Below are 18,095 nucleotides of genomic sequence, written 5' to 3'. Positions count from 1 at the left end.
GGCGCAGTAGGGCCCCGCTCGTGTAACATGGGGCGCTATTGTAAGGGCTTGTGTCCCGCGGACAAGTCATGTGAAGGAGGCAGTCATGAGAATCGTCGTCGATGCCAACGTTCCGGCGGCCCGGGAATGCTTTGCGCCGTTGGGCGAGGTAATCGCGGTGCCGGGGCGCGAGATCGATGCCGCGGCGGTCCGCGAGGCGGATGCCTTGGTGGTGCGCTCGATCACCCGCGTCGATGAGGCCCTGGTGGCGGGCTCGCGGCTGCGCTTCGTCGGCACCTGTACCATCGGGACCGATCACGTCGACCGGGCTGCCCTGGCCGCGCGCGACATCGGCTTCGCCAGCGCACCGGGCTGCAATGCCGAGGCGGTGGTCGACTACGTGCTGGCAAGCCTCGCAACCCTGGCCGAGCGCCAGGGGTTCGGACTGACCGAACGCCGGGTCGGCATCGTCGGGGTAGGCAACGTCGGCGGCAGGCTGCGGGCGCGGCTTGAGGCACTGGGCATCGAGTGCCTGGCCTGCGATCCGCCCAGGGTGGAAGCAGAGAGCATCGAGGCGGAGGGCGGTGCGGGCTTTCACGAACTGGACGCCCTGATCGACGCCTGCGACGTGCTTTGCCTGCACACGCCGCTGGTGCGCGAGGGACCCCACGCGACCCGGCACCTGCTCGACGCCAGACGCATTGCCGAGCTGGCGCCGGGCACCATCTTGCTCAATGCCGGGCGTGGCGACTGCCTCGATGGCCAGGCCCTGCGCTCGAGGCTCTCCGGGCAGGACGATATCACGGCGGTACTCGACGTCTGGGAGCGGGAGCCGGCCATCGACGCCGCGCTCTGCGACCTGGCGGAGATCGCCACGCCGCACATCGCTGGCCACAGTCGGGACGGCAAGCTGCGCGGTACCCATGCCGTCTATCAAGCGTTGGCTCATCGCTTCGGGCTACCGGTGCGGCTCACCATGGAGGACCTGTCTCCGCCGCCGCCGCTGCCTTCCCTGACGCTCGACGAGGGGCTGTCGGTGGACGAGGCCCTGCGGCTTTGCATGCGAGCGGTCTACGACGTGCGGCGCGACCACGATGCCCTGCATCGCGAGCGTCGCCGTCAGGGCATGGCGGCCGGCTTCGACGACTGTCGGGCACGCTATCCGCTACGCCGGGAATTCTCGACGCTGACCGTGGCGCTGCGACCGGCCGCGGAGGCGTTGGCCGGACCGCTCTCGGCCGCCGGTTTTCGGGTGGCGGTGGGAAGTGAAGGGTGAGTGGTGAAGGGTGAGGGGGGAAGAGTGAGTGGTGAGCAGGATGTGGCGGGCTGCGAGCGATGAGCGATACTCACCGCTCGCAGCTCGCAGCTCGCAGCTCGCAGCTCGCAGCTCGCAGCCCGCAGCCCGCAGCCCGCAGCCCGCAGCTTATTGCTGCCGGTAAGCCGCTTCCTTGAGGGCGCGAATCCGCTCGTCCAGCGGGGGGTGGCTGGCGAACAGTCGCTCCATCAGCTTGCGAGTCTGGCCGGTGGTGATGGCAAACGCCGTCAGGGTGTCGGGCATCTGATCGGGCATCTGGGTTTCGGCTTTCAGCCGGGCCAGGGCGTTGATCATGGCGCCGCTGCCGGCCAGCTTGGCCCCTGCGGCGTCAGCGCGATATTCGCGGAAGCGTGAGAACCAGGCGACGATCGCCGAGGCGATCAGGCCGAACACGATCTCGGCGACGATCACCACCGCGAAGTAGCCGAAGAAGCCCAGTCCCTCGTTGTCGTCTCGGCGCAGGAAGCTGTCGACCAGCTGCGCCACCACGCGGGCGAAGAACATCACGAAGGTGTTGAGCACGCCCTGGATCAGCGCCAGGGTGACCATGTCGCCATTGGCCACGTGGCCGATCTCGTGGGCCAGGACGGCGCGGACCTCCTCGGGCCTCATGCGGTTGAGCAGGCCGGCCGAGACCGCTACCAGGGCATCGTCCTTGTTCCAGCCGGTGGCAAAGGCGTTGGACTGCTGGGCGGGAAAGATCCCCACTTCCGGCATCTTGATACCGGCATCCCGGGCCAGTTCGCCGACGGTGTCGAGCAGCCACTGCTCGGTGCTGTTGGAGGGTTGCTCGATGATGACCGTGCCGGTGGTCCGCTTGGCCATCCACTTGGAGATGAACAGCGACACCATGGAGCCGGCCATGCCAAAGATGAAGCAGAAGATCAGCAGGGCATTGAAGTTGATGCCTTGGGCGGTCAGGTAAGGCTCGACGCCAAGCAGGCGCAGGGTGATGCTGGCCACCAGGATCACCGCCAGGTTGGTGCCCAGGAACAGCAGGATTCTCATCATGGCCGGAACTCTCCCGTCAGGGTTGTCATGCGGGCGCCGCATCCGGGGTGGATGCGGCGAGTAGAAGCATTTGCTTAGATACGGCCTTTGGCCGAGGGTTTCAAGTCCGGCGCTGCCGATTGTTCATTGGCGGTAGCGCGACAGGAAGCGCGCGAAACGATCCAGGGCATCGTCGAGCTGATCGGCCCAGGGCAGGGTGACGATGCGCACGTGGTCCGGCGCCGGCCAGTTGAAGGCGGTGCCCTGGACCAGCAGGATCTTCTCCTGCAGCAGCAGGTCGAGCACCAGCTGCTGGTCGTCCTGGATGTTGTATACCTTGGGGTCGAGACGCGGGAAGGCGTACAGCGCCCCCTTGGCCTTGGTGCAGGACACCCCGGGGATGGCGTTGAGCTTCTCGAAGGTGATATCGCGCTGGGCGAGCAGCCGTCCGCCCGGCAATATCAGGTCGTTGATCGACTGATAACCGCCCAGCGCGGTCTGGATGGCGTGCTGGGCCGGCACGTTGGCGCACAGGCGCATCGACGCCAGCATGTTGAGGCCCTGGACATAGTCCTGGGCGCGCTGCTTGGCGATGCCGCCGGACAGCGTCATCCAGCCGCTGCGAAAGCCGGCGCAGCGGTAGCTCTTCGACAGCCCGTTCATGGTCACCACCAACTGGTCGTCGCCAGCCAGCGCGCCGGTGGCCACGTGCTCGGCGTCATCGTAGAGGATCTTGTCGTAGATCTCGTCGGAGAACACCACTAGATCATGCTCGCGGGCGATCGCCAGAATCTCGCGCACTACCTCCGGTGGATAGACGGCGCCGGTGGGGTTGTTGGGGTTGATGATGACGATGGCCCGAGTGTGCTCGGTGACCTTCTTGCGGATGTCGTCGAGGTCCGGCGCCCAGTCGGCCTGTTCGTCGCACAGGTAGTGCACGGCGCGCCCGCCCGAGAGGTTGGTCGCGGCGGTCCACAGCGGATAGTCCGGCGCCGGAATCAGCACCTCATCGCCGTCGTTGAGCAGTGACTGCAGGGCGATCGTGATCAGCTCGGACACGCCGTTGCCGATGAAGATGTCCTCGATGCCCACACCGGGAATACCCTTGCGCTGGCACTCCTGCATGATCGCCTTGCGCGCCGAATACAGCCCCTTGGAATCGCAATAGCCCTGGGCGGTGGGCAGGTTGCGCATCACGTCCTGGAGGATCTCCTCCGGCGCCTCGAAGCCGAACGGCGCGGGATTGCCGATATTCAGCTTGAGGATGCGTTGGCCTTCCTCTTCCAGGCGCTTGGCGTGGTCGAGCACCGGGCCGCGAATGTCATAGCAGACATTGTCGAGCTTGTGCGATTTCCTGAGCGGGGCAGTGTCCATGGGTCGTGTCCAGTGAGGTCCAGGGCCGCCAGCGGCGGGGCTAGCGTCTTCGGGGTGAGAGAAACATCGTGTGAGTGTGGTTCAACTGGCCGCTTCGTCGTCGGCTTTGGCTGAGGCGTTGGCATCCTCCACGAGGGGCTCCGCCGGAATGTCGGCGGGGGTCTCGAGGGTCAGTCGGCCGAGCTTGCCGTCGCGCAGCTCGTGCAGCAACACCTCGGCGCCGCGATGAAGATCGACCTCGCCGCCCGCGCGCAGGCCGCCGCGCTTGCCGGCGATAGTGCTCAGGATGGCATGGCCGTCGTAGCCGGCCAGCGCCAGCAGATCGAGCCGGTCGTCGCCGTCGGCGTCGACCCGGTCGGCATCCGGGTTGGGCTGGTAGGCGGGCAGCGTCTTCAACTTGTAGCGCGAAGAGAGCGCCTCGGGGTAGCGCCTGGCCAGCTCGGCGGCGGCGACCACCGCTACATCGACGTAGTCGATGGCGGTATCGCGAATGGCGCCGCTGGCGGCGAGGCGATAGGCGCTGGCCTGATCCTCGATCTTGGGCCACAGCACCCCGGGGGTGTCGATCAGCGCCACCTGCCCGCCGATGCGCACCTTCTGCTGGCGCTTGGTGACCGCCGGCTCGTTCCCGGTCTTGGCGATGGTGCGCCCGGCCAGGCCGTTGATCAGCGTCGACTTGCCCACGTTGGGAATGCCCATGACCATCACTCGCACGTCGCGGTCGGCGCGTACCTGGCCGGCCAGCTCGTGGCACAGCTTGGGGATCCGCTTGAGTTCGCGGGCCTGGGTGGTGGTCACCGCCAGTGCCCGGGTGTCGGCCTGGGCGTCGAAGTGAGACGTCCACTCCCTGGTGCGGGCCGGATCGGCCAGGTCGGCCCGGGAGAGAATCTTGAGCACCGGCTTGTGACGAGTGAGCTCCGCCAGCATGGGGTTGGCGCTGGAGTAGGGCAGACGGGCATCGAGCACCTCGATGACCACGTCGATCTCCGGCAGCGCCTCGAGGATCTGGCGACGTGCCTTGTTCATGTGTCCCGGGTACCAGCCGAGCATCACATCTCTCCTGCTTGCCAAATGAAACGGCCGACCATCATAGCAGATGGCCGGCCGCCTCAGGACGGAGCTGGACTATTCCCCGGGGTGGAAGTCGATGGCGACCGAGTTGATGCAATAGCGCTGGCCGGTGGTCTCGGCCGGGCCGTCCGGAAAGACATGGCCCAGGTGGGCATCGCAGCGGGCGCAGATTACCTCGGTGCGCTGCATGCCGTGGCTCGAATCGGCATGCTGCTCCACGCAGCCGGAGGCAAGCGGGCGGTCGAAGCTCGGCCAGCCACAGCCGGCGTCGAACTTGTGCTCGTTCTCGAACAGCGGGGCGTGACAACACACGCAGTGATAGATGCCGTGCTCGTCGGTGACCCCGTGGTCTCCGGAGAAGGGACGTTCGGTGCCTTTCTCCCGGGTGACGTGATACTGCTCGGGAGTGAGCTGTTCACGCCATTCGGCATCGCTCTTCTCTATCTTCTTGCGCATGGACTTTCTCCTTATCGCGTCGCGGGCGCCTGCACCTCATTGTGACATCCGAAGGGCGGTTTTTTTCCACCCCGGCTACCAACGCTGAGGTCGCGCAGCACCCCATGCTTGACAGTTTCCAGGGGGCTCAGTAATATACGCGCCATCTCGACGAGGCGAGACACAGCGTCCCATTCGTCTAGTGGTCCAGGACACCGCCCTTTCACGGCGGTAACAGGGGTTCGAACCCCCTATGGGACGCCACTCTTCTCGATGAGATATCGGAGTGCGGGAATAGCTCAGTGGTAGAGCATCGCCTTGCCAAGGCGAGGGTCGCGAGTTCGAATCTCGTTTCCCGCTCCAATCTTCCCTCGGGAAGTTGGATTAGGAGGTCAGGTGGTCGAGGGTCGCGAGCTGGAGCGCCAGCCCGGTCGAATCTCGTTTATCGCTCCATATGCGTCCCATTCGTCTAGTGGTCCAGGACACCGCCCTTTCACGGCGGTAACAGGGGTTCGAACCCCCTATGGGACGCCACTTCCGATGTTCGACAGTGCGAGACCTGCGGGAATAGCTCAGTGGTAGAGCATCGCCTTGCCAAGGCGAGGGTCGCGAGTTCGAATCTCGTTTCCCGCTCCATTTTCCTTCGGGTTAATGGGGTTAGAGTAGGGCCTGCGAGGGTCGCGAGCTGGAACGCCAGCCCGGTCGAATCTCGTTTCCCGCTCCATTTGTCCAATAGGGCAATGATTGCGTCCCATTCGTCTAGTGGCCTAGGACACCGCCCTTTCACGGCGGTAACAGGGGTTCGAACCCCCTATGGGACGCCACTTCGCATCGTCTCCTTTCTGTAGAGCGGGAATAGCTCAGTGGTAGAGCATCGCCTTGCCAAGGCGAGGGTCGCGAGTTCGAATCTCGTTTCCCGCTCCATTTCCTACATAGCAATATCCGATAGGCCAAGGCTCGGGTCACGACCCGGTGTGCCGGCCCAGTCGAATCTCGTTTCCCGCTCCATTCGAAGGTTTCTCCTTACCGGTCCGGCCCAATGTGCCTGCCCGGAGTTTTGCGTTGTCTCATCCTCTTCGTGTGCTCATGGCTAGCTGGCGTCGCGTGGCGTGATGCGTCGTGCTTTATATAAGAAAGGCACAACGCAAGGCGCCCCCACGAAATTCGTGCGGGCGCTCTTGTGGCTGCTTTTATGGAAGGCGGTGAGGCGGACGTCAGGCGGCGGTATCGGCGGCCGGTGCTGCGGTCGACGCAGCTCGGCCACGTGACAGCCACAGGATGGCGAGGGCGATCAGCGCCAGGACGCCGCCGGCTACGGGCACCGCGCCATAGCCGAAGCCCAGTGCGAGGGCGCCGCCGCCCACGCTGGCGCCGATGGCATTGCCCAGGTTGAAGCCGGCGATATTGATCGCGGCGGCCAGGCTGGGCGCGTCAGAGGCTGCTCGCATGGCGCGGATCTGCAGCGGCGGCACCACGATGAAAGCGGCGATGGCCCACAGCATCAGGATGACCGCTGCGCCGACGTGGGTGAGTGTCATCAGCGGTACCGCCAGCAGGGTGCCGCCAAGCGCAGCCAGGCCGATGGCCGTGCCGCCGTCGAGCGACCAGTCCGCCAGACGGCCGCCCAGCCAGTTGCCGGCGGTCAGGCCCAGGCCGATCAGCATCAGCGCGAAGGTCACGAAGTTGCCCGAGGCACCGGTCAGGACCTTCAGCAGCGGGGCCACGTAGGTGTAGAGGGTGAAGAAGGCCGCGGCGAACAGCACGGTCATCGACATCGCGATCAGCACCTCGGCCTGCATCAGCGCCCGCAGCTCGCGTTTCACATTCGGGCGCTGGCCGCGCTCGCCGTGGGGTAGGGCCAGCGCCAGGGCAATGAGGGCCAGTACGCCCAGCGCCGCGATGGCCGCGAAGGGCATCCGCCAGCCGACCTGCTGACCGATCCAGGCCGCGGCGGGCACGCCGCCGATGTTGGCGATGCTGAGCCCCATGAACATGGTCGCCACTGCGCTTGCCTGCTTCTCCTTCGGCACCACCTGTGTGGCTACGACGACACCGAAGCCGAAGAAGGCGCCCTGCGACAGGCTGGTGATCACCCGCGCCGCCAGCAGGGTGGGGTAGCCCGGGGCCAGCGCCGAGAGCAGGTTGCCGAGAATGAACAGGCCCATCAGCAGCATCAGCGCGGTGCGCTTGCCGAAGCGGCTGAGCAGCAGGGTGATGACTGGCGCGCCGATCATCACGCCGATGGCGTAGGCGGTGACCAGGGTGCCGGCGGTGGGAATCGAGACGCTCACGCCGTCGGCGATCACTGGCAGCAGGCCCATGGGCGAGAATTCGGTGGTGCCGATGCCGAAGGCGCCGAGGCCGAGGGCCACCAGCGGCCCGTTGAAGCGGCCGGTCGAAGTCGGGGGAGTCGTGTTCACAGCGTCTGCCTTGCGTTGTCGTCGATGATGCCTGGCGTTGGTCCTTTGACTGCCGACAGCAACGCCGGCCCCCGCTACGAGGCAGGGGGCCGGCAAGCGATGGGGCGTGGCACAGGAATGGCACGTGCGGCGTGGTCGCCAGGGCTGGATGGCGTCGCAGTCTAGGTGGCGCGACATGCCCTGATAAGATCATGAGTCCGATAGCAGTTATGAATGAAGCGCATGAACGGCGCCGGACGGGACCCGGAAGGCCTGCATCGGAGAATCAGTCAAATGTTGGCGATGATCAGGTGTGCCGGAGAATAGTTAACGCGCTATCTTGTGTCGCTGACCTCTGGCGTCGACGACGACCGGCTCGGCCGCCTCGCCAGGGGCGGCCGAGCCGCGTTCATTCTTACCAGGCTTTCGTGATCTCACCCATGATCGCCGGGCGGGAATCCGCCGAACTCGTTCGCCAGCGATTGAACCTGGCGGAATCGCCCCCATAGTAGTGGGCCTTCGACGACATTCACCCAAGTACACAGGACTGCTCATGGCCGAACCGGCGCTGTCCATTCGTGGCCTGACCAAGGTCTACGGCAATGGCTTCCAAGCCCTCAAGGGCATCGATCTCGACGTCGCCCAGGGCGACTTCTACGCCCTGCTGGGCCCCAACGGCGCGGGCAAGTCGACCACTCTCGGCGTGGTCTGCTCGCTGGTGCAGAAGACCGCCGGCAAGGTCTCGATCTTCGGCATCGACATCGACAAGGACTTCGCCCACGCCAAGTACCATCTGGGCGTGGTGCCCCAGGAATTCAACTTCAACCAGTTCGAGAAAGTCATCGACATCGTGCTGGCCCAGGCCGGCTATTACGGCATGTCACGCCGCGAGGCCCTGCCGCGCGCCGAAGAGCTGCTGCGCGACCTGGGGCTGTGGGACAAGCGCGACGGCAGCGCCCGCATGCTCTCCGGTGGCATGAAGCGCCGGCTGATGATCGCCCGTGCCCTGATGCACCGTCCCAGGCTGCTGATTCTCGACGAGCCCACCGCCGGGGTGGATATCGAGCTGCGCCGCAGCATGTGGGAGTACATGCGCCGCATCAACGAGGAGGAGGGCACCACCATCATCCTGACCACCCACTATCTGGAAGAGGCCGAGAGCCTGTGCCGGCATGTGGGCATCATCAATCACGGCGAGATCATCCGTGACACCAGCGTGCGCGAGCTGCTCGCCGAGCTGGACACCGAGACCTTCCTGCTCGACCTGGCGCATCCGCTCGAGACGCTGCCGGCGATCGAGGGCTTCGATGTCCGGCAGGTGGACGACGCCCAGTTGGCGGTCATGGTGCATCGCGGCCAGCGGCTCAACGCCGTCTTCGATGCGCTGGGCAAGCAGGGCATCGAGGTGATGTCGATGCGTAACCGCGCCAACCGGCTCGAGGAGATGTTCGTCTCCATGGTGGAAGGTGGGCAGAACACAGGGAAAGCGGACCAGGAGGTCAGTGCATGAACGCCACTCAGATCGCCATCGCCCTCTGGACGCTCGTGGTCAAGGAGATCAAGCGCTTCACGCGGATCTGGCCGCAGACCCTGCTGCCACCGTCGATCACCATGACCATGTACTTCATCATCTTCGGCAACCTGATCGGATCGCGTATCGGGGCCATGGATGGCTACACCTACATGGACTTCATCGTCCCCGGGCTGATCATGATGGCGGTGATCACCAACAGCTACTCCAACGTGGCGTCCTCCTTCTTCTCCAACAAGTTCCAGCGCAGCGTGGAGGAGATGATGGTCTCGCCGATGCCCAACTGGGTCATCCTGTCCGGCTTCGTGCTTGGCGGCATGGCGCGTGGCCTGGGCGTCGGCGTGATCGTGACCCTGGTGTCGCTGTTCTTCACTCGCCTCGAGGTGGCGCATCCATTGCTGACCATCGTGGTGGTGGTGCTGACCGCGGCACTGTTTGCCATCGGCGGCTTCATCAACGCGCTGCTGGGCAAGAAGTTCGACGACATCTCCATCGTGCCGACCTTCGTGCTGACGCCACTGACCTACCTGGGCGGGGTGTTCTACTCGATCTCGCTGCTGCCGGCCTTCTGGCAGGGCGCCTCGATGCTCAACCCGATCCTCTACATGGTCAACGTCTTCCGCTACGGTTTCCTGGGCGTCTCCGACATTCCCGTGGGCTGGGCGCTCACCGCCATCCTGGCGTTCATCGTGGTACTCTTCGGCGTCGCCCTGTGGATGCTCGACAATGGCAAGGGCATCAGGAGTTAACCGATGGCACACGATCGACCCGAGACCCTGGCAGAGGCTCCCCTTGGCCGGGAGTCCGCCTACCCCGAGCAGTACGATGCCGGGCTGCTCTATCCGATTCCTCGCGCCGCCAACCGAGCGCCGCTTGGCATCGAGGAGGGCGCCTTGCCGTTCGTCGGCGAGGACGAGTGGCATGCCTTCGAGGTCTCATGGCTCAATGCGCGCGGTAAGCCGATCGTCGCCGTGGCGCGCTTCCGGCTGCCGGCGGACTCGCCGCGGCTGATCGAGTCCAAGTCCTGGAAGCTCTACCTCAACGGCTTCAACCAGACCCGCTTCGCCTCGCAGGATGAGGTGCAGGCGACCATGGCGCGCGACCTGGCCGCGGCGGCCGGTGCCGCCGTGAGCGTCGAGCTGCTCGGCGTCGACGACGCTGTGCTGGCCCCGCGCCGCCTGCCCGGAGAGTGCATCGACGACCGCGACATCGAGGTCGAGGACTACACGCCCAGCCCCGAGCAGTTGATCGTCGGCGACGAGATCGTCGAGGAAACGCTGCACTCGCACCTGCTCAAGTCCAACTGCCCGGTTACCGGCCAGCCCGATTGGGGCAGCGTGATGATCCGCTACCGCGGGCCGCGCCTCGACCGCGACGGCCTGCTGCGCTACCTGATCGGCTATCGCCAGCATCAGGATTTCCACGAGCACTGCGTCGAGCACATCTTCATGGACGTGATGGAGAAGGCTCGGCCCGAGCGGCTGCTGGTGCTGGCGCGCTACGTGCGGCGCGGCGGGCTCGACATCAGCCCATGGCGCGGCACCCCCGGCGAGCGGCCGCCGACGCCCCTTCGCCTGTCGAGGCAGTAGTCTTGCCGTGACAGCAGGCCTGGCGCGACAGTAATGTCGCGGCTTGATAGAGTATCGAGAAACTTTCTCGTTTGTTCCCGGCAAGGAGATCCTGATGGATGCGATGACGTTGCTCCATGAACGCAGTTCCATGGGCAAGCTGATGGGGCCGCCCCCCGGCACTGAACAGCTCGAGGCGATGTATCGGGCGGCGTTGCGGGCCCCGGACCACAAGGAGCTACGGCCCTGGCGCTTCATCGAGTTCTCCGGCGAGGGGCTCGACCGGCTCGGTGAGCTGTTTGCCGAAGCCGAGTTTCGCGAGGACCCACACGCCAAGGACGCCGTGCTCGAAGCCGCGCGCAAGAAACCCAAGCGTGCCCCGATGATCATCGCCGTGATCGCCAAGGTCGTTCCCGACGAACCCAAGGTGCCGCGCGTGGAGCAGGTGATCTCCGCCGGCTGTGCGGCCCACGGCTTGCTGCTGGCCGCCCACGCGCAAGGGCTCGGCGCCATGTGGCGGACCGGCAAGTACGCCTTCGATCCCACGGTGCGCAAGGGGCTCGGCCTGGCCGAGGACGACGAGCTGGTCGCGTTTCTCTACGTTGGCCAGCTTGGCGGGCGCCATCGGCCGGTGCCCGAACATGACATCGACGACTTCGTCGAGCGTTGGGACTGACCGTGCGCGAACCCGGCATTTCCCATCCCCGCCTTCCGCTGCCGTCGCCAGGCCAGGAGGACGACCCGGCGGCCTTCCTGGCCTGGCTCGGCGAGGCGATCCCCATGGTCGGGCATCTCGGTATCGAGGCGATGCAGCGTGACGGCGATGCCCTCGAGTGGCGTCTTGGTCTCTCGCCGAACCTCAACGACAAGGGCACTGGCTTCGGCGGTTCCCTGGCCGCCCAGACCACGCTGCTCGGCTGGTGCTGGACGACGCTCTGGCTGCGTCGGCACGGCTTTGACCGCGATGTGGTGGTGGCCAAGGCCGAGCAGCGTTTCCTGGCGCCGGTGACCGGCAACTACCGGCTGGTGTGCACGCCCGAAGCCGAGGAAGGCCCGGCAAGGCTCGGCGCACGCCTGGCGCAGCGTGGCAAGGGGCGTATCGCCCTGGTCCAGCGCCTATGGTGCGGCGAGACCCTGTGCCTCGAGGCGCGCGGGGACTACGCGGTGTTGCCCGCCGGGTAGGGATGGCGATCCATGGAAGGGAATTGGCGGAAAGCCGAAAAACGGCTTGCAATCGCGCACTTAAGTCGATAATATGTGCGCCGTTCTCGAGGAGAAGGCAGCGCGCCTCAGGCTTGGGAACCACAATGCGGAGGGGTGTCCGAGTGGTCGAAGGAGCACGCCTGGAAAGTGTGTAAGTCGAAAGGCTTCGAGGGTTCGAATCCCTCCCCCTCCGCCAGAACAGCAGATTAAGCCGCCCATCGAGGCGGCTTTTTCGTGTCTGGGTCCCGCCGTTACGCCATTTCCTTGTATTAGCCCGTATCACCTACTACCATCCAATCACAAACTTTTTTGTTGGGTAGGATGTGAGAGGCGGATATGCCCAAGGTTGCGAAGGCACTTACCCCCCTGGAGATCAAGCGGCTGGTCGAGCCAGGCTTCTATGCCGTGGGCGGTGCGCCGGGCCTGCACCTGCAGGTGAGCAAGAACGGTGGCCGCTCCTGGATCCTCAGGACGACAGTGGGCAGCAAGCGCCGGGACATCGGCCTCGGCAGTGCCAGCGAGGTGCCCGTGGCCAGGGCGAGGGAGGATGCGGCCGAGCTCAAGCGCCGGATCCGAGAGGAGGGCATCGACCCCGTGCTCGAGCGCCAGGCCAAGCGAAGCGAGCTCATCGCCGCCCAGGCCAAGGCCATCACCTTCGAGCAATGCGCCGCCGCGGTGATCAAGAAGAAGCAGGCTGAGGCCAGCAATCCAAAGCATGGCAAGCAGTGGGCTTCCACCTTGGAGGCATACGCCTATCCGGTCCTCGGCAAGATGGCTATCGGCGACATCGAGCTACCCCACATCGTCCAGGTCCTCGAGCCGTATTGGGAGGAGAAGACCGAGACCATGACCAGGGTTCGCCAGCGGATCGAGACCGTGCTGGCCTATGCCTCGGCCCATGGCTACCGGGACGCTCCCAATGTGGCCGTCTGGAAGAACAATCTGGATGCCATCCTGCCGGCGCCTACCCGCATCTCCAAGGTGAAGCACCATCGGGCCCTGCCGATCGACGAGGTGCACGACTTCATGGCCGCCCTGCGCAAGCGTAAAGGCGAGGCTGCCCGCTGCCTCGAGCTGGTGGCGCTGACCGCCGTGAGGTCCAATGAGGCCCGTTCTGCATGCTGGGAGGAGATCGACCTGGAGAGCCGCGTCTGGACCATCCCTGCGGAGCGCATGAAGGCTGGCAAGGAGCATCGCGTGCCGCTCTCAGACGCGGCTGTCGATCTGCTGCGCGGCATGCCCTGCAAGGGCGGCGGCCTCATCTTCAGCGCACCGCGGGGCGGCCGGCTCTCTGATGCTGGCATGTCCGCGGTGCTCAAGCGGATGGGCATGAGCGACAAGACCACCGTTCACGGCCTCCGATCGACGTTCCGTGACTGGACGGCCGAGCGCACCAGCACCCCGCACCACATCGCTGAGATGGCCTTGGCGCACACCATCAAGAACGACGCCGAAGCGGCCTACCGGCGTGGCGACCTGTTGGCCAAGCGGGCCAAGCTGATGCAGCAATGGGCTGACTTCATCGACACCCCGCCCGCCAAGGCCGGGAATGTCACCTCGATTCGCGAGAATAAGGCGTCTGCCGAATAGCCGGCGCCGCCCCTGTTGGCTGGCCTAGGGTCGCTCCCGAACGTGCGGCACACTCCACCGCACTGGCCGGCCTCTTCAATGGATGGAGTAAGCGCAGGAGTAGCGCGATGAACAAGATGATCCGCGATGTCAGCGAGCTTCCCGAATGGTTCGATATTCGGCCATACGAGCAATGGGAAGACAAAGACCCCTATGAAGCAGCTATGTCAGTGAGCGATAGGCTTTGGATAAAGGACATCATATCCTCTGGCTTTGTTATCTTTGATGAAGATACTCCAGGGTGCCCAGGCAATACTCGGGAGGCAGTGCTCGAGAAGTTGTCGGAAATATCCTCATGCCCTTATGAGCGAAATGTTAACAAGCTTCTAATTGAAATTTTTCACGAGCGGTGTAAGGAGAAGGGCAGTTTTGATTACAAAGGCTATCTAAGTGAAAGGCGGCGTGAAGAAGAGCAGTTCTCTACATGCTGTGCCCACGAGGTAGATAGGATTCTTGGCCACAAGCCAAGCGTCTTAAGCGAAGATGGCATTAGCCAGGTAACTCTCGCGGACATGATGGAGTGGTTGAAAGAAAATGAGGAGCTTGTTAAGGAGATAGATCGCACGGCTGAGCGGTTGTCGGCAAAGAACGGATGGGATACCGATAGCGTGAGAATTGCCATTCAGAGGCATATACCTGTTCGAGATAGTGACATGGGTGATTTTTTGATGGTGGATCCATATCCAACAATTCCAACGGTAATCAGGCAGATAGAAGGACACCTTCGCTCGCTGCCTGGTCGCAACAACGGGGCTGATAGAGCTAGATATTCGGATGTGAGGAAGCTGTTTGAGTATCGCGTTGCGGCCTATGCTGATCTTGAGTCATGGAGCTTTTTGACAGGTTGCACCATTACGAAGAAGTGCATGGCAAGCGCTCTTTTTGGTGGGCGGTACGGGGAGGTCGATATGATGCCCTCCAAGACGGTAGGTAGGTTCATTCGGCGAGTGGAAGGAGGGTACATTGATGACCTTACTGCAAAGTCTTCGGAAATGGAAAGCATGCATTCTTGATCACTGATGTTTTGCATGTCGAGTTAAGCATCTGTTGACGGCATGTAATATTTTTTTCTAATACTGGCAGTTTATGCGGATAGACTTCGATGCACGATGCCCTTGCAATCCATCGCATAGGGCATCAAGGCATGACATCCCAGACCAACCAAGCATGGCTTAACGCCAACCAAGTCGCTGATCGCTATGGCGTCGGAGTGGCCACCATCTGGCGGTGGTCAAAGGCCCGCACCGAGTTCCCCAAGCCCAAGAAGCTGGGCGACAACTGCACCCGCTGGAACCTGGCCGACCTTGAAGCGTGGGAATCCTCCCGCGAGGAGGTCGCCTAATGCTTGCGCATATCATCCCGTCTCACTACCATGGGGGAGCCACGGCAAATTCCGTGGCCGACCTTGGCCGGTCGAAAGGATACAGGCGCACAAGCGCCCCTCTCATAGCAGGCGCTTTTTTGTGCCCGCTATGCGTTATGGCGGCTGTGCGCGGGACACCTTCGGGTGTGCCGGGATCCTGTATCCCCGGTCGGCCAACCCGCGTACAGTCGCCCCCATCAGCTGCTTGGCCGCAGCCGGGGACGACTCCACAGATACAGGAGTCAGACCCATGATCCCCCTCCTTACCCGGAGTGCGTCCGCACGCGCCGCTGCTCATCGAGCGATGGCGAAATCAGCCCTTTTCTCTGATTCAAGCGCCGCCGTTCGGCTGCGCCGCTATAACCACCACATCCAGAAAGCTCGCCGCCTGGAGGCCCGCGTTGCCGGCCAGGAGGTGGCGTCATGAATCACACCGATCACTACGACAACCTGACCCTGGCGAGTGAGCACCTGCAAAACGCCGCCACGATGTTCAAGACCATCGTGGTGCTGATGGAGTCGGATCAGCCCGATGCCATCAAGCACGCCAAGCGTATCGCCAGTCTTTCCCATGATTCCGCCGACATCGCCGCCTGCGACTTCGACGACTTCGCCCGCGAGCTGCAGGATGAGGAGGGCGACGCATGAGCTACCCCACCACCTCTGATCATATCGATTCGCACGCCCGCCAGGCTTGGGCATTGGCCGAGCTGCTGGTTGATCACTACGGCGGCCAGGAAGACCACAACGTCTTGAACGACGACATCATGTCCGGGCTGATGGAGAACCTCGCCTACCACACGGCGAAAATCCAGGAGATCAATGCAGGCAGTGGAGGTGACCATGCCGGATAAAACCATTCGCCTGAACGTGGCGCAGGACGCTCGCATGTGGATCGACGAGTTCATGGGGCGACACCGGGCCCATCCTCTCACGGCTTCCCTGGACACGCTGCTCGAGAGCAGCACCGAGGATGAGCTGAATAGCCGGAAGCTCTTCTGTGGTGGCGCCATTCTCATCATGAAGTGGTATGGCGAGCTCACCGAGCGAGAAGCCAGTGCGCTGGTGGACGAGATCGAGGCGCTTCCCTTCGAGACGGTCGCAGGGAACAAGCAGGGGAGGCATTGAGGCTATGACGTATGAGCAAGCTGCCGATCTGGTGAAGGTCACTGAAGAGCTGCTGGCGCTGGGCGATCGGGTGGATGCCGTCGCCCATGCCCTGGCCGATGCCGGTCATCCCCAGGCTCATTACCAGCCCCTGGTCGATGCCACGGGGCACATCGCGGATACGATCCGCTCGATCCATGGCTGCTTTGAGGAAGTCCGCCGCAACGGAGGAGGGCCCTTCCATGCGAGCTGATCAGCTGCCGAGGGCTGAGTATCGGACCGGGGCCGATGTGCACCGGCTCCTCGCCCGGTTGGACAAGGTAAAGGCGAATGGCACGGGCAGGTGGCTTGCATGCTGCCCAGCGCATGATGACCGATCGCCGAGCCTGGCAATCCGAGAGACCGAGGATGGCACACTGCTGGTGAAGTGCTTCACCGGATGCCCGACCGCGGATGTGATGGCTGCCGTCGGCATGTCCTTGGCCGACCTGTTCCCCCAGCGGGAACAGGAGGCCTTCCGCACAAGCAAGCGATCCGGCGAGCGCTGGGTCCCCCGAGATGTGTTGGCTGCCATCTCCAGGGAGGCGGTGGTGGTCATGCTGGCGGCGGAGGCGGTGCAGTCTGGCAAGCCTCTCCAGCGCACCGACCTGGACCGCCTGGCCAAGGCCGTCGGGCGCCTGCGCGGTGCCGCGGAGGAGGTGGGTTGCCATGTCTGAACGTGACACAGGGGCCAGCTGGCTCGATGAGCGAGCCAACACCGCGGCTAAGCTGAGGCCGGTTCCCAGCGAGGGGCCGCCGACGCCGCCAGCAAGTGCTTATGAGGAAACCGCGGCATCGATGGCGCTGAAGTCCATCAGCTTGGGCGACTTCTTGGGCCTGAACATCCCGCCGAGAACCATGCTCCTGGCTCCCTGGTTGCCCACCAGCGGGCTGGCCATGGTCTATGCGCCTCGAGGCATCGGCAAGACCTGGTTTGCGATGTACGCGGGCTACGCCGTGGCTGCCGGAGGATCCTTTCTCGGCTGGGAGGCGCCTTCCCCGGCGCCGGTGCTCTACCTGGATGGGGAGATGCCGGCCATCGCCCTTCAGGAGCGATTCGCAAGCATCATCCAGAGCACTGAGCACGAGGCGGCGCCAGAGGCCCTGCAGCTGCTGACGCCTGACTTGCAGCCCAGGGGGATGCCGGACCTCTCGACCGTGGAAGGCCAAACAGCCCTCGAGCCCTTCACCGATCCCGCCAAGCTCATCGTGGTGGACAACATCGCGACCCTTTGTCGGACCGGAAAGGAGAACGAAGGCGAAAGCTGGCTGATGGTGCAGGAATGGGCCCTGCGTATGCGGGCCCAGGGGAAGACGGTGCTGTTCGTCCACCACGCCGGAAAGGGCGGTCAGCAGCGCGGCACCAGCCGCCGGGAGGACGTACTGGATACCGTCATCGCGCTCCGCTACCCGAAAGGCGAGGACGACGACGCCCAGGGCGCCAAGTTCGAGCTTCATTTCGAGAAGAATCGGGGCTTCTACGGTGACGACGCCAAGGGGCGAGAGATCGAGCTGGTCAGCTCCCCAAGCGGGGGCACCACCTGGTCCTGGCTCCCGCTCCAGGAGAGCACCTATCAGCGGGTCGTTGATCTCCTCAATGAGGGGCTGTCGCCGACAGAGGCGGCCCGGGAGTTGGACATCCACAAAAGCACGGCTACTCGGTATCGCAAGCGGGCCGAGCGGGATGGCTTGCTGGCCAAGAAGGGAGGGGGTGAGTGATGAGCGATCGTCCAGAGTTGCACGTTGCACCCCCTAGGGGATGCAACCCGCAACTTTCCCAGTCCAAGGGGGCAACTTCGCGGGGTCAGGATGCAACCGGGAGTGCAACCGGCGGACTCAAAGCCTTGGCAGACAAGCGGTTGCGAGAGATTGAAAGCAACCGTGATTGCAACTCGGCTGCAACCGACACCCCTGAAACCGTGCAACTTTTAGCCCCTGGCGAGCCCTCCGGAGTTGCATCAGAACCTGACCCTGAGGCGGCGAGTCGGACCGACTGGCTCGAGTGGATCGCCGGCCAGGTGCCGCTGCTTCGAGAGGATCGGCAATACGTGTGGTCGCGCTTGGCCACCCTCCCGCCGTTAGCGATGGAGAG

Annotated in this window: 20 protein-coding genes and 7 tRNA genes; 22 read left to right on the top strand and 5 right to left on the bottom strand. The window is 64.1% G+C overall.

Features of this window, described 5'->3' with window-relative positions; genetic code table 11:
- Positions 1-85: 85 nt before the first annotated feature.
- The gene (gene pdxB / locus FHR96_RS05445; RefSeq protein ID WP_183386649.1) at positions 86-1,255 is read left to right on the top strand and encodes a 4-phosphoerythronate dehydrogenase PdxB; all 1,170 of its coding nucleotides are present in this window, start codon (positions 86-88) and stop codon (positions 1,253-1,255) included.
- A 147-nt stretch (positions 1,256-1,402) separates the two neighbouring features.
- Here the strand turns inward: pdxB and htpX are convergent, their stop codons facing one another.
- The 4 genes from htpX to msrB form a co-directional block, all read right to left on the bottom strand.
- Positions 1,403-2,305 carry a protease HtpX gene (gene htpX / locus FHR96_RS05440; protein WP_183386648.1) on the bottom strand — a complete coding sequence of 301 codons (903 nt, stop codon included), beginning with the start codon at positions 2,303-2,305 and terminating at the stop codon, positions 1,403-1,405.
- Between the two features lie 123 nt (positions 2,306-2,428).
- Positions 2,429-3,658 carry a pyridoxal phosphate-dependent aminotransferase gene (locus FHR96_RS05435; protein ID WP_183386647.1) on the bottom strand — a complete coding sequence of 410 codons (1,230 nt, stop codon included), beginning with the start codon at positions 3,656-3,658 and terminating at the stop codon, positions 2,429-2,431.
- Positions 3,659-3,739: 81 nt separating this feature from the next.
- Positions 3,740-4,708, bottom strand: a complete 969-nt coding sequence (gene ylqF / locus FHR96_RS05430; protein ID WP_183386646.1) for a ribosome biogenesis GTPase YlqF — start codon at positions 4,706-4,708, stop codon at positions 3,740-3,742.
- A 75-nt stretch (positions 4,709-4,783) separates the two neighbouring features.
- Positions 4,784-5,185: a peptide-methionine (R)-S-oxide reductase MsrB gene (msrB, locus tag FHR96_RS05425; protein WP_183386645.1), complete on the bottom strand. Its 402-nt coding sequence runs from the start codon at positions 5,183-5,185 to the stop codon at positions 4,784-4,786.
- A 167-nt stretch (positions 5,186-5,352) separates the two neighbouring features.
- Between msrB and FHR96_RS05420 the strand changes: the two genes are divergently transcribed.
- The 6 genes from FHR96_RS05420 to FHR96_RS05395 all read left to right on the top strand — a co-directional run bounded on the left by FHR96_RS05420 (position 5,353) and on the right by FHR96_RS05395 (position 6,088).
- Positions 5,353-5,428: transfer RNA gene (locus FHR96_RS05420), tRNA-Glu, on the top strand.
- A 24-nt stretch (positions 5,429-5,452) separates the two neighbouring features.
- Positions 5,453-5,527: transfer RNA gene (locus tag FHR96_RS05415), tRNA-Gly, on the top strand.
- 95 nt (positions 5,528-5,622) lie between these two features.
- A tRNA-Glu gene (locus tag FHR96_RS05410) sits at positions 5,623-5,698 on the top strand.
- A 27-nt stretch (positions 5,699-5,725) separates the two neighbouring features.
- Positions 5,726-5,800 (top strand) — tRNA-Gly (locus FHR96_RS05405).
- Positions 5,801-5,912: 112 nt separating this feature from the next.
- A tRNA-Glu gene (locus FHR96_RS05400) sits at positions 5,913-5,988 on the top strand.
- A gap of 25 nt (positions 5,989-6,013) precedes the next feature.
- Positions 6,014-6,088: transfer RNA gene (locus tag FHR96_RS05395), tRNA-Gly, on the top strand.
- A gap of 290 nt (positions 6,089-6,378) precedes the next feature.
- On the opposite strand, the gene FHR96_RS05390 is transcribed toward FHR96_RS05395, so the two are convergent.
- Positions 6,379-7,584, bottom strand: a complete 1,206-nt coding sequence (locus tag FHR96_RS05390) for an MFS transporter (protein WP_343066333.1) — start codon at positions 7,582-7,584, stop codon at positions 6,379-6,381.
- Between the two features lie 532 nt (positions 7,585-8,116).
- Here FHR96_RS05390 and FHR96_RS05385 point away from each other — a divergent pair.
- From FHR96_RS05385 to FHR96_RS05315, 15 genes are all read left to right on the top strand, one after another.
- Entirely contained in the window at positions 8,117-9,073 is a 957-nt protein-coding gene (locus FHR96_RS05385; protein ID WP_183386643.1) for an ABC transporter ATP-binding protein, read from the top strand.
- Positions 9,070-9,843 (top strand): ABC transporter permease, encoded by a 774-nt coding sequence (locus FHR96_RS05380; RefSeq protein ID WP_183386642.1) that lies wholly within the window; start codon positions 9,070-9,072, stop codon positions 9,841-9,843. Before FHR96_RS05385 ends, FHR96_RS05380 begins: the two co-directional genes overlap by 4 nt.
- Before the next feature lie 3 nt (positions 9,844-9,846).
- Complete coding sequence (gene queF, locus FHR96_RS05375; RefSeq protein ID WP_183386641.1) at positions 9,847-10,683, top strand: NADPH-dependent 7-cyano-7-deazaguanine reductase QueF; 837 nt, start codon at positions 9,847-9,849, stop codon at positions 10,681-10,683.
- Positions 10,684-10,777: 94 nt separating this feature from the next.
- On the top strand, positions 10,778-11,338 hold the full coding sequence (locus FHR96_RS05370; RefSeq protein WP_183386640.1) for a nitroreductase family protein: 561 nt from the start codon (positions 10,778-10,780) through the stop codon (positions 11,336-11,338).
- Positions 11,339-11,340: 2 nt separating this feature from the next.
- Positions 11,341-11,844, top strand: a complete 504-nt coding sequence (locus tag FHR96_RS05365; protein ID WP_183386639.1) for a YiiD C-terminal domain-containing protein — start codon at positions 11,341-11,343, stop codon at positions 11,842-11,844.
- Positions 11,845-11,973: 129 nt separating this feature from the next.
- A tRNA-Ser gene (locus FHR96_RS05360) sits at positions 11,974-12,061 on the top strand.
- Between the two features lie 209 nt (positions 12,062-12,270).
- Positions 12,271-13,455, top strand: a complete 1,185-nt coding sequence (locus FHR96_RS05355; RefSeq protein ID WP_343066332.1) for a tyrosine-type recombinase/integrase — start codon at positions 12,271-12,273, stop codon at positions 13,453-13,455.
- Positions 13,456-13,562: 107 nt separating this feature from the next.
- A complete protein-coding gene (locus FHR96_RS05350) occupies positions 13,563-14,507 on the top strand; it encodes a hypothetical protein (protein WP_183386637.1) in 945 nt (314 codons plus the stop codon).
- 89 nt (positions 14,508-14,596) lie between these two features.
- Positions 14,597-14,836: a helix-turn-helix transcriptional regulator gene (locus tag FHR96_RS05345; protein WP_246392787.1), complete on the top strand. Its 240-nt coding sequence runs from the start codon at positions 14,597-14,599 to the stop codon at positions 14,834-14,836.
- 444 nt (positions 14,837-15,280) lie between these two features.
- Complete coding sequence (locus tag FHR96_RS05340) at positions 15,281-15,505, top strand: hypothetical protein (protein ID WP_183386636.1); 225 nt, start codon at positions 15,281-15,283, stop codon at positions 15,503-15,505.
- The gene (locus tag FHR96_RS05335; RefSeq protein ID WP_183386635.1) at positions 15,502-15,711 is read left to right on the top strand and encodes a hypothetical protein; all 210 of its coding nucleotides are present in this window, start codon (positions 15,502-15,504) and stop codon (positions 15,709-15,711) included. Before FHR96_RS05340 ends, FHR96_RS05335 begins: the two co-directional genes overlap by 4 nt.
- Complete coding sequence (locus tag FHR96_RS05330; RefSeq protein ID WP_183386634.1) at positions 15,680-15,985, top strand: hypothetical protein; 306 nt, start codon at positions 15,680-15,682, stop codon at positions 15,983-15,985. Before FHR96_RS05335 ends, FHR96_RS05330 begins: the two co-directional genes overlap by 32 nt.
- 4 nt (positions 15,986-15,989) lie before the next feature.
- Positions 15,990-16,217, top strand: coding sequence for a hypothetical protein (locus tag FHR96_RS05325; protein WP_183386633.1), 228 nt, complete (start codon positions 15,990-15,992; stop codon positions 16,215-16,217).
- Complete coding sequence (locus tag FHR96_RS05320; RefSeq protein ID WP_183386632.1) at positions 16,207-16,680, top strand: hypothetical protein; 474 nt, start codon at positions 16,207-16,209, stop codon at positions 16,678-16,680. The genes FHR96_RS05325 and FHR96_RS05320 overlap by 11 nt, the downstream gene beginning before the upstream one ends.
- Positions 16,673-17,722, top strand: a complete 1,050-nt coding sequence (locus tag FHR96_RS05315; protein ID WP_183386631.1) for an AAA family ATPase — start codon at positions 16,673-16,675, stop codon at positions 17,720-17,722. Before FHR96_RS05320 ends, FHR96_RS05315 begins: the two co-directional genes overlap by 8 nt.
- Positions 17,723-18,095 lie beyond the last annotated feature (373 nt).

Origin of the sequence: Halomonas organivorans (genome assembly GCF_014192055.1) — a bacterium.
Taxonomy (GTDB): Bacteria; Pseudomonadota; Gammaproteobacteria; order Pseudomonadales; family Halomonadaceae; genus Halomonas; species Halomonas organivorans.
The sequence above is the reverse complement of the archived record's forward strand: the minus strand, read 5'-3'. Positions and strand labels throughout refer to the sequence as shown.

What these genes read in the sequence shown, in the direction of transcription:
- pdxB (WP_183386649.1), top strand. Translation starts at nt 86, where the DNA reads ATGAGAATCGTCGTCGATGCCAACGTTCCGGCGGCCCGGGAATGCTTT.
- htpX (WP_183386648.1), bottom strand. Translation starts at nt 2,305, where the DNA reads ATGATGAGAATCCTGCTGTTCCTGGGCACCAACCTGGCGGTGATCCTG.
- FHR96_RS05435 (WP_183386647.1), bottom strand. Translation starts at nt 3,658, where the DNA reads ATGGACACTGCCCCGCTCAGGAAATCGCACAAGCTCGACAATGTCTGC.
- ylqF (WP_183386646.1), bottom strand. Translation starts at nt 4,708, where the DNA reads ATGCTCGGCTGGTACCCGGGACACATGAACAAGGCACGTCGCCAGATC.
- msrB (WP_183386645.1), bottom strand. Translation starts at nt 5,185, where the DNA reads ATGCGCAAGAAGATAGAGAAGAGCGATGCCGAATGGCGTGAACAGCTC.
- FHR96_RS05385 (WP_183386643.1), top strand. Translation starts at nt 8,117, where the DNA reads ATGGCCGAACCGGCGCTGTCCATTCGTGGCCTGACCAAGGTCTACGGC.
- FHR96_RS05380 (WP_183386642.1), top strand. Translation starts at nt 9,070, where the DNA reads ATGAACGCCACTCAGATCGCCATCGCCCTCTGGACGCTCGTGGTCAAG.
- queF (WP_183386641.1), top strand. Translation starts at nt 9,847, where the DNA reads ATGGCACACGATCGACCCGAGACCCTGGCAGAGGCTCCCCTTGGCCGG.
- FHR96_RS05370 (WP_183386640.1), top strand. Translation starts at nt 10,778, where the DNA reads ATGGATGCGATGACGTTGCTCCATGAACGCAGTTCCATGGGCAAGCTG.
- FHR96_RS05350 (WP_183386637.1), top strand. Translation starts at nt 13,563, where the DNA reads ATGAACAAGATGATCCGCGATGTCAGCGAGCTTCCCGAATGGTTCGAT.
- FHR96_RS05345 (WP_246392787.1), top strand. Translation starts at nt 14,597, where the DNA reads ATGCACGATGCCCTTGCAATCCATCGCATAGGGCATCAAGGCATGACA.
- FHR96_RS05340 (WP_183386636.1), top strand. Translation starts at nt 15,281, where the DNA reads ATGAATCACACCGATCACTACGACAACCTGACCCTGGCGAGTGAGCAC.
- FHR96_RS05335 (WP_183386635.1), top strand. Translation starts at nt 15,502, where the DNA reads ATGAGCTACCCCACCACCTCTGATCATATCGATTCGCACGCCCGCCAG.
- FHR96_RS05330 (WP_183386634.1), top strand. Translation starts at nt 15,680, where the DNA reads ATGCAGGCAGTGGAGGTGACCATGCCGGATAAAACCATTCGCCTGAAC.
- FHR96_RS05325 (WP_183386633.1), top strand. Translation starts at nt 15,990, where the DNA reads ATGACGTATGAGCAAGCTGCCGATCTGGTGAAGGTCACTGAAGAGCTG.
- FHR96_RS05320 (WP_183386632.1), top strand. Translation starts at nt 16,207, where the DNA reads ATGCGAGCTGATCAGCTGCCGAGGGCTGAGTATCGGACCGGGGCCGAT.
- FHR96_RS05315 (WP_183386631.1), top strand. Translation starts at nt 16,673, where the DNA reads ATGTCTGAACGTGACACAGGGGCCAGCTGGCTCGATGAGCGAGCCAAC.